The following is a 14,637-nucleotide window of genomic DNA, read 5'->3' on the forward strand; positions in this document are numbered from 1 at the left end:
AAATACCGCAGGCAGGAATCATGTCTTCCTGCGATGGAACGGAATTGTCAGACATTTCGTGCCGGCCAGCGGAGAGGGAACCATGACCGACAACCAGTTTTCGAACGGCTCGCTTCTTGTTCAGCGTCGCGCGGCGCATTTCGCCGGGCATTGGATCGCGGGGGCCGGTCATGGCTCTCGCTCGGTTCGCCGCCGCTTGATGGCGGTGTTGCGCATGGCGCATCGTGCGCTCGGCATGGGGCGCAAGCGCCTGGGGCTGGGAACGTTGGGTGTCGGCGGGATGTCGGCGGCGGCCGCGATACTGGGCGCCTTCGTGATCGGCATGGCTGCGACGCCGGCTCAGGCGCAATACCAGGCTGGCGGCGGCTCGGCGACAGGCGGCAACGCCGTCGCCATCGGTAACGGTGCCACGACGAATGGCAATAACGCCGTGGCGTTGGGCACCGCCAACAGTGCAACGGGCGATGCTACGATCGCTATCGGCTATTCGATGAGTGTCAATGGCCTCAACTCCATAGGCATCGGTGTCTTTGCGGCCGCGACCGGCGTCAATGCCCTTGCCCTAGGCGGCAATGCTCACGCAAACGGAGACGCAGCAAGCTCCATTGGCGTCAACTCGGTTGCAGCCGCAGGCGCGTCCGCCTTTGGCCTGAACGCGCGTGCCGACGGAACGAACTCGACGGCGATCGGCTATGTTACCCGGGCGACCGGGCTGCGCGCCACCGCGCTCGGGTTTGGGGCAACAGCATCCGGGCTGGATTCGCTTGCCCAAGGTAATAGCGCCGTCGCAAGCAACCAAAATGCCATCGCCATCGGCTTCCAGGCGACCGCGACCGCGGTCAACGCCGTCAATCTTGGCAATCGAACTATTGCGGGAGGGGGCGCCCTTCAAGACAGCGCCATCGCCATTGGCACGGACGTACTGGCGTCTCAGGTCGACGCCACTGCGATCGGACGCCAAAGCAAGGCAACGGGCACGAGCGCCACGGCGATGGGTCGGAACGCCAGCGCCTGGGGCAACCAGTCGATCGCGCTCGGCTTGGGCGCGATTGCAGGCGTTCAGGCCAATACCGCCCTGCCCAACAGCATCGCGATCGGCACCAATGCGGTCTCTTCCGGCGCTTTCGCCACCGCAATGGGCGCTGATTCGGTTGCGAGTGGTACCAGTTCGACAGCCGTGGGCATCCAGGCCCAAGCCACCGGCCTTAATGCCGCCGCCGTCGGTCCCCAGGCAAATGCATCGGCGTCAAACTCGGCAGCGTTCGGCAACGTCGCCACGGCTTCGGGCAATTTCGCATTGGCCCTAGGCAATTCGGCCGTGTCGAGTGGAGTAGGCTCGGTCGCGGCGGGGTCGGGAGCCCAGGCCACGGACGTCTCGACCACCGCGATCGGCAACAACGCCAGGGCCATCGCCGCGAACGCAAGTGCGCTTGGACTGGGGGCAACCGCCAGCGGAATCGACAGTACCGCGCTCGGCCGCGGCGCCCAAAGCAGCGCCCTGAACTCCATCTCTCTCGGCGTTGGGACGAGGGCGACCGGGATAAACTCCGTCTATGTCGGCCAGAGCAGCTTTGCGACAAGCGCCAGTGGAGCGAGCGCCATCGGCATCGGCACGGACGTGACGTCATCCGGGGACGACGCGATCGCGATGGGACGCGAAAGCTTTGCGACTGCAACCAACGCCATCGCGGTCGGTCTCCAGTCCTTTGCTGATACCGCCGACGCCGTCGCCATCGGCACCAGGGCGTTCGCAAGCGGGGGGAAGGCCGTCGCGATCGGCGCCGACAACGTTGCTTACGGCGACGGCGCGGTCTCGATCGGCGATCCGAGCTACGCCAGCGGCACCGGCGCCTTCACCGGCGGCGCCAACAACATCGCCAACAGCGACGGCACGGCGACCGCCACCGCCGCCAATATGGCCAACGGCGCTGTCGCCATCGGCAACAGCAACAAGGCGATCGGGCAGGGTTCCGTGGCGCTGGGCAACGGTTCGACGGCGGGTGCCGCCGGCCTCGCCGGCAATGTCGCGCTGGGCAATGGCGCGACGGCGGCGGCAAGCTCCGGCGACGTGGCGCTCGGTTCGGGCTCGGTGACCACCACGGCGGTCGGCACGGCCAGTGGGGTGGTTAACGGCACGACTTATGCCTTCCAGGGCACCAACCCGACCTCGACGGTCAGCATCGGCGCGCCCGGCGCCGAACGCACCATCACCAACGTCGCCGCGGGGCGGATCAGCTCGACGTCAACCGACGCCATCAACGGCTCGCAGCTCGCCGCCACCAACCAGGCCGTCGACGCCATCGGCGCCGTCGTCAACAACATCAATGTCGGCGGCGGCATCAAGTATTTCCACGCCAACTCGACGGCGGCGGACTCCTCGGCGACAGGCACGGACTCGGTCGCCATCGGACCCGTCGCGACCGCGACGGGGACGAACGCCATCGCGGCCGGCGTCAATTCGAGCGCATCCGACGCCAACGCGTCGGCCTTCGGCAGCGGCGCCGTCGCCTCGGCGCTCGACGCGACGGCGATTGGATACATTTCCAACGCCTCTGGCCAATACAGCACCGCCATCGGCGCCAACGCCAACGCCACGGCCATCTCCAGCACTGCCGTCGGCCAGAACTCGTTCGCCACTGGCGCTCAGGCGACCGCTCTCGGCCTCCAGGCGAATGCCAGCGCCGCGAATGCGCTCGCGCTGGGCGCGAACTCCGCCGCTGGCAACGCAGGCGACGTGGCGCTCGGCTCGGGCAGTGTCACCGGCGTCGCTGTCGGCACGCCGAGCACCGTGATCAACGGCACGACCTATGCTTTCCAGGGCACCACTCCGACCTCGACGGTCAGCATCGGCGCGGTCGGTGCGGAACGCACCATCACCAACGTCGCCGCGGGGCGGATCAGTTCGACGTCAACCGACGCGATCAACGGTTCGCAGCTCGCCGCCACCAACCAGGCCGTCGACGCCATCGGCAGCTCCTTGACCAATATCGGCAGCACCATCAACAACATCACCGGCGACACCTCGACCGTCTTTACCGACGCCAATGGCGAAGGCATCCGCTATGCCCGCACCAACGAGGCCGGGCTGGCGCAGACAGATTCCTTCGCCCAAGGGGTCGGCTCCACCGCCGTCGGCTACCAGGCGACCGCGACCGGCGTCAGCGCGCTGGCGCTCGGCCGCGACAGCGACGCCAGCATCGACGGCAGCGTGGCGCTCGGCTCGGGTTCGGTCTCCGATCGCGCGATCGCTCCCGCCACCGGCCAGATCGCGGCCGGTCCGTCGAACTTCATCCAGTACAACACGACCGACAAGGTGCTGCTCGGCGCCGTTTCGGTCGGCGACGTCAACACCTACCGGCAGATCACCAATGTGGCCGACGGCACGCAGGACCAGGACGCGGTGACGGTGCGCCAGCTCGCCGGCGCCATCGCTGCCGTGTCGGTCACCTCGACGAAATACTTCCACGCCAATTCGGCGGCGGTAGACTCGCTCGCGGTCGGAGCCGAGTCGGTCGCGGTCGGCCCGACAACGGTCGTCAACGGCGACAACGGCGTCGGCATCGGCAATGGCGCCATCGTCGACCAGACAGCACCTGGCGGAACGGCCATCGGCCAGAACGCCCATGTGATGCTGGCCGACGGCCTGGCGCTCGGCACCAATTCGCTCGCCTCCGGCATCCAGTCGGTGGCGCTCGGCGCCGGCGCCCAAAGCACCTTCATCAACAGCGTCGCGCTTGGTGCGCAATCCATCACCACGGTCGGCGCACAAACGAACTACGCGGCCTATGGGCTTGCTGGCGCGCAGACCTCGGTCGGCGAGGTGTCGATCGGCGCCGCCGGGGCCGAACGCAAGCTGACCAATGTCGCGGCGGGTTCGGCCGACACCGACGGCGTCAACGTCTCGCAGCTTCGCGGCGTGTCGGAGAGTTTCGTCGATCAGCTGGGCGGGACTTCGGTCGTCAACGGCGACGGCTCGATCACCGGACCCACTTACACTATCCAGGGCAACAACTATTCGACCGTCTATGACGGCTTCACGGCCGTCGACAATGCCCTGACCACCATCAACAATGGCGGCGGCATCAAGTACTTCCACGCCAATTCGACGCTGGCCGACAGCATCGCCGGCGGCACCAACGCGGTGGCGATCGGGCCGGAAAGCGTGGCGAGCGGCAACGACAGCCTGGCCGCGGGCCATGGCTCGACGGCCACCGGAGAGGGCGCCGTCGCGCTCGGCCAGGGCGCGCAGGCCAACAACGCCAACGATGTGGCGCTCGGTTCCGGCTCGGTGACGCAGGCCGCTGTCGGAACCTCCAGCACCGACATCGGCGGCAAGACCTACACCTTCGCCGGAACGACGCCTACCGGAACCGTCAGCGTCGGCGACGCCGGCGCAGAGCGGACGATCACCAATGTCGCCGCCGGTCGCGTCGATGCCGGCAGCACGGATGCGATAAACGGCTCGCAGCTCTTCGCCACCAACACGGCGATCGAGGATTTGAAAGCCGGCGTCGGAAACATCACCCAGAACGCGGTGACCTATGACGCCCCGGGCGGCGTCAAGTCGAACACCATCACGCTGCAGGGTGGCGACGTCAACGCGCCGGTCGTCATCTCCAATGTCGGCCCCGGCGTCAAAGGGACCGATGCGGTCAACGTCGACCAGATGAACCAGGGCCTGACCGCGGGCAAGAGCTATACGGACAACCGCGTGGCCTACGCTATCGATACGTCCAACGACTACACCGACAAGGTGGCGGTCACGACCTTGCAGCAGGCCAATGACTATACAGACCAGAAGCTCAGCCAGCTCAATTCGGACATCGGCGGCATACGCGACGAGGCGCGGCAGGCGGCCGCAATAGGCCTCGCGGCCGCCTCGCTGCGCTACGACGACAGGCCCGGAAAGCTGAGCGTCGCGGCGGGTGGCGGCCTCTGGCGCGACGCAGGCGCTTTCGCCTTCGGTGCGGGCTACACCAGCGAAGACGGCCGCATACGCGGCAATCTGTCGGGCACGGCCGCGGGTGGGCATGTCGGTGTCGGCGCCGGCATCAGCTTCACCTTGAACTGAGGCAGGAATGAAAGGACTTGTTGCCCTGACCTGCCTGGCGCTCTGCGGCGGCCTCGTGCCAGCCGCCGGGCAGGTCGCGTCGACCTACCGGATCAAGCCTTCGGACGTGGTGCTCCCGCCCGAGGTCAAGCTCGGAGACTACCAGCGCACCATCCGCCCGTTCGAGAACTGGACGCTGATCTGCGACGAGAACCTCAAGGCCCGCAAGAAGGTCTGCAACGTCTCGCAGATCATCGAGGACGCGTCCGGCAAGATGGCCTTCAGCTGGTCGCTTGCAGCCACACAGGACGGCAAGCCGTACATGATCCTGCGCACCGCACCGAACGCCAAGAGCGATGGCCTGGTGTCGCTGAAGTTCGATGGACAGAAGCAGCCGATCGATGTGCAGCTGAACGGCTGCAACGAAATGGTCTGTGTCGGCATGTTGCCGGTCGGCCCCGTCATGCGCCGGCAGATATCGCAGAATGCGACACCGGCGATCTCCTACTCGACCGTCGACGGTCAGACGATCACCGTGACCGCAACGCTCAAGGGGCTGTCAGAGGCCCTTTCACCACTCAAATAACCGGGGCACCACCATGAGCCAGCAGGACCAGTTCACGCCCGCAAAACGCACCCCGACCGTCGAGGCGGATCGGCAGAGGCGGGTCGAGCCCACACCGCGGCGGTGGCCACGCGTCGCCGGATATTCACTACTGGGACTGGTCGTGGCGGGCCTCGGCTTCGCCGCCGGGAACTATGCCGCGATCGCCAATCTCATAGGCAGCGCGACGGCCGCACAGGCCGAGACAGCCACTCCCGCGCTTCCCGACACGCCCTTCCTCGAGCACGTCAAGCAAGCCGGCGTGCAGGCCTGCTCGACCGTTTATCCGGTGCTAGGACAGATCCTGACGAACGGCACGAAATACAGCGTCAAATCCTTGTGGAACGACCAGGCCGCCGACAAGCACGCCGTCCAGGCCTTCGTCGGCATGGATTATGCGTCGGAACGCTATAGCGGACCAGCCGCCGGCGTCGTCTTCGCATCGCCGACCGCCACGGGTTGCGAGGGAGCGATGGTGCGCGTGGCGCCGTTCGCCAGCCCATGCGCCGACATTGCGACCATTCTGCCGCAGGGCAGCAAGATCACCGACCATCTCGGGCAGGTCGAGGTCTACGAGCTCGGCGGCAACTCCGGTGAAGCGCTTCTCCTGCCGACCGGCAAAAGCTGTGTGGTGATCTCCGTCGCTTCGGCGGCGAAGTAGGACCAAGGTGATGACGACGAACCCCTGCAGAGGATTGCTGACGATGAGATCGGGATCTGTGGCCGCCGTTCTAGGCATTGCGCTGCTCTGGGCCGGGCAAGTCGTCTCGGCCGACCTGCCGGGACCTGAGCAACCGCCCGCTCCGCCGCAGGAGGAAAAAGGCATCTGGGGGGCGATAGCCTATTCCAGCGCCGACACCGAGTATGGCTTCTTCTGGGGTGCGGACAAGCGGCAGGAGGCGAAGGACATCGCGCTGAAATACTGCGAGAACGCCGGCGGAAAGACCTGCACCGTCGTCACCGTGTTCCGCAACCATCGCCATTGGAACGACGATGACGAGACCGGCTTTCCCTACAAACACTGCGGCGCCCTGGCCGTGGCCGAGAAAAAGCAGACCGAGCGACTGACGCCCTGGGGCGTGAACTCCGCCGAGACCCGCCGGGAAGCGGAGGATCTTGCCCTGCAGGCCTGTGAGGCGGCGGGAGAGAAATGCAAGATCCGCGAGTGGGTCTGCACATGAGGCTTGGCCCGAAGGCCGTCTCCGTATGTGGGGCAATCCTGTTTTCATTGATGTCGCCGGCGTCTGCCCAGCAACAGGTGGCGGCTGTCCCGGATGGACCGTCGTCGCTGCGTGAAGTCTACCAGGACTGGAGTGTGACCTGTTCCGTCCGCGAGAAGGCGAGAGCGTGCTCGCTTGCGCAGGACCAGGTCCAGAAGAACGGCCAAAGGCTTCTCGCCGTGGAGATCGCGGGGCGCGCGGACGGCTCGACGACGGCCACGCTGCTTCTGCCTTTCGGCATCCTGCTCGATCAGGGCGTGACGCTGCAGATCGACGATCAGCCGCCGCTGTCCCCGCAGCGATTCAGGACCTGCCTGCCGACGGGTTGCGTCTCGGTCTTTACCGTTGATCGGCCGACGCTTGCAAAGCTGAGGGGAGGCTCGGTGCTGAAGCTCAATGTCACGACGGACGCCGAGACCCCACTGACCTTCCCGGTCTCGCTTCGCGGCCTGACCGCGGCGCTCGACCGCATGGTGGCGTTGAGCGCGAACTAAGGGGGAGGCGACTCAGTCCGCGACAGATTGTGGTTTCCGCAACGGTGCGCGCTGTCCGGCCTATGGCCGTAACGGGGGAACAGGACGCGCACGCCGGCCGCTGCGATCGAGTATTTTTAACGCGGCACGAAGGTGGCGTTGCCCGAAGCAGCGACCCAACTCCTGATTGAATCGTCAACAGCCATTATCCACTATCCGGCCGTGATTCTGGCCATCTCGGCCCACGGCCTTCTGCTTCCGCGCTTTTTCCACACCCGGCAAGTGTCCGGATACAACCGCAGCGGGTCGGCATTTATGTGCTATTTTTGCTACATCTCGCAGCCTTGTTGCCTAAAAAGTCTCTTTAGAGGCTGCTAAACCAATAATCACTCACATCTTTCGTGAATTTGTGAATAATCCACCGACGGGCAGGCCTTGGCCTGGTTTTAGCGTTCTGAAAAGGACGCTGGGGAAACGTTAGGGTGGGTTTAATGAATACGACAAGCATGTCGACCATAGGCAGACGCCTTGGTCTTTTGATGGCGGCCACCATGCTGACCTGCGGGAGCACTCATGCGCTCACGCTCAAGGAAGCGATGGCCGTTGCGGTGGAATCCAATCCCGAGATCGGGCAGGCAATCGAAAACCGCGAAGCCATCGAATTCGAGCTGCGGCAGGCCAAGGGCCTTTATCTTCCCAGTGTCGATGTCGAGGGATCGGCTGGCGTTCGCCGGCTCGACAATTCGTCCCGGCGCTCGCTGTCGATAGAGAACGATTCGCTCTATCCGGCGGAAGCGGATCTGGTGGTTACGCAGAAGCTATTCGACAGCGGAGCGCGGCGCGCGGAATTGAACCGCCAGGCATCGCGAGTCGACGGAGCGTCGTTCCGGGTGCTGGAACGGTCCGAATTCATCGGGCTTTCTGTCGTCCAGGACTACCTCGAATACATGCTGCAGGCCTCGATCGTTGCCGAAGCCAAGAAGAATCTGGGTTTCCATCAGGCGATCCTCGGCGACATCCGGCAAGGCATCTCAGGCGGGGCGCTGAACGAGGCCGACCGCCAACAGGCCGAGGAACGTCTGTTCGCGGCCAAGGCACGCATGCAGGAGGCGACCGAAGAACTGGAAGCCTCCAAGATCCGGTTCTTCAAGACCGTCGGCAAGCCGCTGGTCAATGCTTCGCGCCCTGGTGATGTCGCCGCCGCACTTCCGCGGTCTCTGGATGACGCGATAGGCCTGGCACGACAGAACAATCCGCGCGTCCACATGGCCACCAGCGATATCGACGCTGCCGCTTCCCTGGTGGATGCGGCCCGGGCGAAATATGGCCCTGAAGTCATTGCCGAAGGTCGGGCTAGGGGGGGCACAGACATTGACGGCGACGACGGGAGCACCAGTGACCTGCAGGCGCGTCTGGTGCTGCGTTGGAACCTGTATCGTGGCGGCATAGACAAGGCCAATGAACAGGAGCAGATCCGCCGCGCCAGCGAGCAGCGGCTTGCCTATCACCAGGTCTTGCGCGAAATCGAGGAAGCCGTTCGCACGTCATGGGATCGCCGTTTCCGGCAAGCCGATCTGGCAAAGACGCTCAGGATGCAAGCCTCTTCCAGTGAAAAGCTGGTCGTGTCCTATCGCGAGCAGTTCAAAGTAGGACAGCGCTCGCTGCTCGACGTGCTGGACGCCCAGAATACGCGGTTCAACACGGCAACGCTGGCCGATACAGCGTCCTATGCGTCGCTGTTTGCACAGTACCGGCTTTTGGCCGCGACGGGACAGTTGCTGAAAACGATGAACCTTGAGCCGGCAAAGCAAGCCACGGCCTATGCGCGGACCGAGTTCAACACACCCGAAACCGCGGACACCGAGACCTATGCGCGGACGCCATCGGAGCAGAAGAACGACCTGCCTTTCGACATCCTCGCCCCGGTAAGGAAGAAGTAAGACGGCATAAGGTCAAGCGACAGGTCCTTGCGGGCAGATCGTGAACCAGCAACCCAACATCCTTTCGCCTAAGGAGGCATTCAAGGCCTGCTTCTCGGCCGTTGCCGGCTATCTCGGCAGGCCGAGCGCGGAGACCGTGCTGTTCGCCGGCGTGCCGCTCTCGGATACGCGAATTGAGGTCGACGACATCAGGCACCTTGCCGAGCGCATCGGCCTGGAAGTCACCGAGTTCAGCCACCGCGACTTTCTCAGGGGGCGCATCGACCTGCCGGCCATCGTCTTTCGCGTCAGCCAATTGCCTGTCGCCCTGCTCGCTCAAACCGAAGACGATGCGTATATCACCGCGCCCCAGGAAGACGGCCGCACCACGATCGGCAGATCGGAGCTGGCCGCCAGCTACATCAGCGGCGGCGCTTCCTTCTCGATCACCTATGCCAATGCCACCGAGGGGATGAAGGTCGGCTCCGCAGCCAAGATCGAGCGGAGACACTGGCTGACGGGGACGATGGGCGCTTTCTGGCGCACCTATTCGAAGGTCGTTCTGGCGGCGGTGTTCATCAACGTTCTGGCCATAGCCTCGCCAATCTTCACGATGAACGTCTACGACAGGATCCTGCCGAACAAGGCAATATCGACATTGTGGGTGCTGGCTCTCGGCATTGGCGCCGTCATCCTGTTCGACCTGCTTTTGAAGACGGCCAGGGCTTCCCTCATCGACTATGCCGGGCGCAAGGCCGATCTTCGGATATCGTATCTCCTGTTCGAGAAAGTGCTGAATTCGTCGCTGTCGGCGCGTCCCGGCTCGACCGGTGAATATGCGAACAGGGTGACGCAATATGAGTTCGTCAGGGAATTCTTCACCTCCAACACCATCAGCGTGTTCATCGACACGGCATTCGTCTTCGTCTTTCTTCTCGTGATCTATGCAATAGGCGGCTGGCTGGTGATCATACCGGCGGTGGCTTTCGTGATGTCCGTCATCGTCGGCCTGGTCACCCAGCGCCGTATCGGCAAGCGCGTCGCCGCCTCGATGAACGAAGCGTCGCAACGCCAGTCGCTGCTGGTCGAATCCATCTCCACGCTGGAGACGATCAAATCGCTGCGCGCCGAGGCGTATCTGCTGCGAAAATGGGGAGAGCACTCCAAGAACGCCGCCAACACGTCAGAAAAGATCAAGCAGCTTTCGGCGGCCGCGGGCAACATAACCCAGTCGATACAACAGCTGGTGACCGTCGCCCTGGTCGTGGCCGGCGCTTATGCCTTCTCGGAAGGGCATGTCTCGACAGGAGCAATCATAGGAACGGTGATGCTGGCGAGCAGGGCGGTGGCTCCGCTCGGCCAGATCGCCATCACGCTGTCCCGGTTCCGCCAGGCCATGCTCTCGTTGAGAATGGTGAACTCGATCATGGCTCAGCCGGAAGACCGACCGGACACGGTGGGTTTCGTCAACCGCCCCATTCGCAACGGGGCGATGGTGTTCAGGAATGTCGGGTTTGTCTATCCCGGCACGGAAAACGAGGTTTTGACCGGCCTGAATTTCTCGGTGAAGCCGGGTGAGCGGATCGGCATCATTGGCCGCATAGGATCGGGAAAGACGACGATGGGTCGGCTGATCGGCAGGCTTTTCCTGCCGAGCTCCGGTGAGCTGCTGCTGGATGGCATCGATATTCGCCAGTATCACCCGTCGGAGGTTCGCGCCGCGGTCGGCATCGTTGCGCAGGCTGGCGATTTGTTCTCGGGCACCATCAAGGAAAACCTCCTGATGGCATGCCCCGAGGCCACCGATGAGCAGATCATCGAAGCGGCAAAGGCGGCTGGCGTCGACGATTTCGTCTCACGCCACCCGCGCGGCTACGACATGAATGTCGGCGAGCGCGGAACCAACCTTTCCGGCGGCCAGAGGCAGACGGTGGCGATCGCACGCCTGCTGCTGACCAAGCCGAAAATCGTCTTTCTGGATGAGCCGTCGGGCTCGATGGATCTCGCGTCGGAACGCCAGTTGATCAAGCAGCTCAAAGTCGCCTTCGACCGCGACACCACGCTGATCGTGTCCACACATCGCTTCAGCATGCTTGAGCTGGCCGACCGCCTGATCGTTGTCGAACGGGGCAAGATCGTAGCCGACGGACCGAAGGAACAAGTCATACAGGCGTTGCAGAAAACAAGCGCCTGACAAACAAATATTGATGCATCCAATGCGTTGGGGCGTGGGAAATGCTTGCCAGGGAAGATCGACCGCCGCTGTTTGCGTCGGCGTCCATATTCATCATAGGAGCGCTCTTCGTCGTTTTTGTCGCCTGGGCATCCTTTGCCGAAGTCGATGAGATCGCACGCGGCGACGGCAAGGTCATACCTGCCTCCAAGACCCAGATCATTCAGGCGAGCGAAGCCGGTGTCGTTCAGGAAATCGCCGTGACGATTGGCCAGGTCGTCAAGAAGAACGATCTCATCATCCGCCTGGACAATACGCTCAACACGTCCAGCCTTGGCGAGCAGCAGGCCAAGGCGCGTGCGCTGGAAGTGCGCATCGCAAGGCTGAAATACGAACAGGGCGGCAATCTCTCGGGTCCATTTCCGTGCCCGCAGGACATTCAGTCGGTCGCGCCGCAAATCTGCGACAATGAGCAGAAGCTGCTCGTCGCCCGGCGCGAGAACTTCGACAACAAGCTGTCCGTGCTCAAGTCACGTCTTGACCAGCGTGAGAAGGAGCTGGCCGAGGCGGAGGCCAATTCCGACCGTCTTATCAAGAACCTGGCGGTCAGCGACCAGGAGGCAAAACTGGTCGACGCGATGGTCAAGAAGGGCCTGATGGCAAGGACCGAGCAGCTCCGGGTGGAGCGCGAGCAGACCGACCTCAACGGCCAGCTGAACCTGGCCGGCGAAACGATAAAGAAGATCAAATCGTCGATCACGGAAGCCCAGCTTCAGGTCGAGGAACTTGGCCTGCAACTGCAGCAGGAGGCGTTGGACGACCTTACCCAGGCGCTGGCGGAGCTTTCGGTGGTGGATGAGACCATAAGGGGGGCCACCGACAAGGTCGCGCGCACCGATATCCGGTCTCCCGTGGACGGCATCGTCAACACGCTGGAGCTGAACACGGTCGGTGCCTTCGTGCAGCCTGGCGCCGTCGTGGCCGGCATCGTGCCAACCTCCGAGACCTTGCTGGTGGAGGCACGGGTCTCGCCACGGGATGTCGCGTTCATCCGCCCCGACCAGGAAGCGCTTATCAAGGTCACCGCCTATGATTTCTCGATCTTCGGCGGCATCGAAGGAAAGGTCTCCAACATCACAGCCGACAGCCTGGTCGATCAGAAGACAGGGGAACCCTATTACCAGGTACGCGTGTCGACGGACAAATCGACACTTCAGAGAGACGGCAAGGCCTATTCGATCATCCCCGGAATGATCTGCTCCGTCGACATCAAGACCGGACGCAAGACGATCCTGCACTACCTTTTGAAACCGATCAACAAAGCGCGTGAGGAGGCGATGAGTGAGCGGTAGCGCCAACCCTCATCCTGATCGCGAGCGGCTGCTTCCTCCAGTCGCGGCCGAGGATTTTGGGCTGGAATTTCGGGTTGTGGCGCGTGGCGGCATACGACGCGGCATCCGTCTTGAACGGGCATTCTGGTTGTCGCTCAAGCAGATGGCCGAAAGCAGGAAATGCACGATCGGCATGCTCATCGACGAGATCGCCGAAAGCCAGGCACAGACAGGTAACCTGACATCCGCGATCAGGGTGGCCTGCATGCGTGGATTGGGCGACGAAAACCTGACCTTGCGAAGGCTAGCGTCGATCAACACCATCAGCGCCATACTGCTCGCTTGCCCATCGCCGGCCTTTGCCCTGGCTTCGTCGAAGAAGATCCTGACGTTCAACGCGCCGTTCCAGCAGCTGGTCAAGCGTCAACTGCCGATAGCCCCAAACGATGATGCGCGGCACGACCTGAAGCTGGCGCTGGATCTCAATGTAGCCGACATCTTCGCGCGGCTCGATGCCAATGGCGAAGCGCCGGTATCCACCGGTTTTGTCATCGGCGCCGGCGAGCGTCGATACCGGGGTCAGTTGAATGCGGTACGGGCGCCTGTGCTCGAGCCGGAATTGCTGATGGCGTTCGTCTTCGGCGGCTGAATTCGTCGTCAATCCTGGCGGAGATCCATGGCTTAACGCAAACCTATGGCTGAAAACCTTCGCCAGGCGCGACGGTTGCGAAACCGCCTTTGATGTCGGCCATCTGGGCTCCGCCCGGTCTTGAACCGTGGATCCAGGCCCGGTCCGTGCTGAACGAATAGAGCGGAACGTAATCCGGGAGATCGCTGTCGCGCACGACAGCGTTGCTGAGGCTGTCGAGAATGAAGGTGCCGCTGCCCGTGCTCACCGACAGCACGGCGTGAAAGAAGCCTCGCTTGCGATCCTGGAGGACAACCAGCGCCATGCTTTGCGTTGGAATGCCGGCCCTCAGCAGAGCCGTCATCTTGAGGATGGCAAAATCCTCGCAGTCGCCGGCGCGCCGCTCGAGAATCTCCGAAGGCTTTGCCCAATAGTCGAGCTTGCCGTAGACGACGCTGTCTTTCCTGTAGGCGATTAGCCGATTTACGCTGCTGTTGACGAAGGATAGTTTCTCGCTGAATCCCTTGCCCTGAGCGGCGGAGATCATGCCGGCAAAGGCCGCACTCTTATGTTCGCAGGCGCTGCCTGCCGAGCAGGCTGTGATCGCCCGGTAGACCGGCGCCCAGCGAGCCGCGACGGGAAAATTGCGCATCGACAAGGCAACCGATCCGAATACGCCCGGAATGATCGACGCCGTCTGCACCGGATCGATCCCGGCTTGTGCCATTGACGAGCCATCCTCGGGGGCAGCAACCGTCGGGCCATAGCTGCCGAAAACCATGCCGATCCGGTAGGCGGCCTCAGGCTGCCAGGGCCGGGGCCTCGCCAGCGAAACACCGCCGAGACAAGGCGGCGTCCCGACTGTTTCCAAAGGCGTGCCGGATGCGGCGATATCGCTGGAAACGGCATTCGCGAATGACGGCCCGGCCAGGCCGACAAGCCCGATTGCCAGCAGGAACACTTTGAGCCCGGTTTTTCCCAGAGCTGAGTTTTCTTTTTTCATAACGCCCACCTTTGACTGTGGACGCTACCAATCTTGTCTCAAATTATCGGAAAGGAAGGTGGATAACTTTCTCGCAAATGGCTTCGTCTATTTTGTGTAAAATTTTATTCAAATTTATACTTCCATTTACCAAAGATTCGCGGCTCATCCTCGGTCAAATCGCTGAGGCAGGAGCCAACATATATCAGATTATATGTTTGTAGTTTACCACGTGTAAAAAATGCCGAGCAATGCAT

10 protein-coding genes are annotated in these 14,637 nt (G+C 63.1%); 9 read left to right on the plus strand and 1 reads right to left on the minus strand.

Translation table 11 applies throughout. The features are described from left to right. Positions 1 to 82 precede the first annotated feature (82 nt). The 9 genes from ACSQ3L_RS10720 (at position 83) to ACSQ3L_RS10760 (ending at position 13,419) form a co-directional block, all read left to right on the plus strand. Positions 83 to 5,071, plus strand: a complete 4,989-nt coding sequence (locus ACSQ3L_RS10720; RefSeq protein WP_436159914.1) for a beta strand repeat-containing protein — start codon at positions 83 to 85, stop codon at positions 5,069 to 5,071. A 7-nt stretch (positions 5,072 to 5,078) separates the two neighbouring features. Then, positions 5,079 to 5,636 carry an invasion associated locus B family protein gene (locus tag ACSQ3L_RS10725; RefSeq protein ID WP_436159915.1) on the plus strand — a complete coding sequence of 186 codons (558 nt, stop codon included), beginning with the start codon at positions 5,079 to 5,081 and terminating at the stop codon, positions 5,634 to 5,636. A 13-nt stretch (positions 5,637 to 5,649) separates the two neighbouring features. After that, positions 5,650 to 6,315, plus strand: coding sequence for a hypothetical protein (locus tag ACSQ3L_RS10730; RefSeq protein ID WP_436159916.1), 666 nt, complete (start codon positions 5,650 to 5,652; stop codon positions 6,313 to 6,315). A 43-nt stretch (positions 6,316 to 6,358) separates the two neighbouring features. Further along, positions 6,359 to 6,835: a DUF4189 domain-containing protein gene (locus ACSQ3L_RS10735; RefSeq protein ID WP_436159917.1), complete on the plus strand. Its 477-nt coding sequence runs from the start codon at positions 6,359 to 6,361 to the stop codon at positions 6,833 to 6,835. Further along, a complete protein-coding gene (locus tag ACSQ3L_RS10740) occupies positions 6,832 to 7,368 on the plus strand; it encodes an invasion associated locus B family protein (RefSeq protein WP_436159918.1) in 537 nt (178 codons plus the stop codon). The genes ACSQ3L_RS10735 and ACSQ3L_RS10740 overlap by 4 nt, the downstream gene beginning before the upstream one ends. A 470-nt stretch (positions 7,369 to 7,838) precedes the next feature. Beyond that, on the plus strand, positions 7,839 to 9,287 hold the full coding sequence (locus ACSQ3L_RS10745) for a TolC family protein (protein ID WP_436159919.1): 1,449 nt from the start codon (positions 7,839 to 7,841) through the stop codon (positions 9,285 to 9,287). Between the two features lie 40 nt (positions 9,288 to 9,327). Then, a complete protein-coding gene (locus ACSQ3L_RS10750) occupies positions 9,328 to 11,460 on the plus strand; it encodes a type I secretion system permease/ATPase (RefSeq protein ID WP_436159920.1) in 2,133 nt (710 codons plus the stop codon). 41 nt (positions 11,461 to 11,501) lie between these two features. Further along, positions 11,502 to 12,791: an HlyD family type I secretion periplasmic adaptor subunit gene (locus ACSQ3L_RS10755; protein WP_436159921.1), complete on the plus strand. Its 1,290-nt coding sequence runs from the start codon at positions 11,502 to 11,504 to the stop codon at positions 12,789 to 12,791. After that, positions 12,781 to 13,419: a ribbon-helix-helix domain-containing protein gene (locus ACSQ3L_RS10760; RefSeq protein ID WP_436159922.1), complete on the plus strand. Its 639-nt coding sequence runs from the start codon at positions 12,781 to 12,783 to the stop codon at positions 13,417 to 13,419. Before ACSQ3L_RS10755 ends, ACSQ3L_RS10760 begins: the two co-directional genes overlap by 11 nt. Positions 13,420 to 13,462: 43 nt before the next feature. Here the strand turns inward: ACSQ3L_RS10760 and ACSQ3L_RS10765 are convergent, their stop codons facing one another. After that, positions 13,463 to 14,401, minus strand: coding sequence for a transglutaminase-like cysteine peptidase (locus ACSQ3L_RS10765; RefSeq protein ID WP_436159923.1), 939 nt, complete (start codon positions 14,399 to 14,401; stop codon positions 13,463 to 13,465). Between the last annotated feature and the right edge of the window lie 236 nt (positions 14,402 to 14,637).

This window comes from Mesorhizobium sp. LjRoot246, from assembly GCF_964254115.1.
Taxonomy (GTDB): domain Bacteria; phylum Pseudomonadota; class Alphaproteobacteria; order Rhizobiales; family Rhizobiaceae; genus Mesorhizobium.

Bases quoted from the DNA above. Each gene is read 5' to 3' on its own strand.
- ACSQ3L_RS10725 (WP_436159915.1), top strand. From the start codon at position 5,079: ATGAAAGGACTTGTTGCCCTGACCTGCCTGGCGCTCTGCGGCGGCCTC.
- ACSQ3L_RS10720 (WP_436159914.1), top strand. From the start codon at position 83: ATGACCGACAACCAGTTTTCGAACGGCTCGCTTCTTGTTCAGCGTCGC.
- ACSQ3L_RS10765 (WP_436159923.1), bottom strand. From the start codon at position 14,401: ATGAAAAAAGAAAACTCAGCTCTGGGAAAAACCGGGCTCAAAGTGTTC.
- ACSQ3L_RS10755 (WP_436159921.1), top strand. From the start codon at position 11,502: ATGCTTGCCAGGGAAGATCGACCGCCGCTGTTTGCGTCGGCGTCCATA.
- ACSQ3L_RS10745 (WP_436159919.1), top strand. From the start codon at position 7,839: ATGAATACGACAAGCATGTCGACCATAGGCAGACGCCTTGGTCTTTTG.
- ACSQ3L_RS10740 (WP_436159918.1), top strand. From the start codon at position 6,832: ATGAGGCTTGGCCCGAAGGCCGTCTCCGTATGTGGGGCAATCCTGTTT.
- ACSQ3L_RS10735 (WP_436159917.1), top strand. From the start codon at position 6,359: ATGAGATCGGGATCTGTGGCCGCCGTTCTAGGCATTGCGCTGCTCTGG.
- ACSQ3L_RS10730 (WP_436159916.1), top strand. From the start codon at position 5,650: ATGAGCCAGCAGGACCAGTTCACGCCCGCAAAACGCACCCCGACCGTC.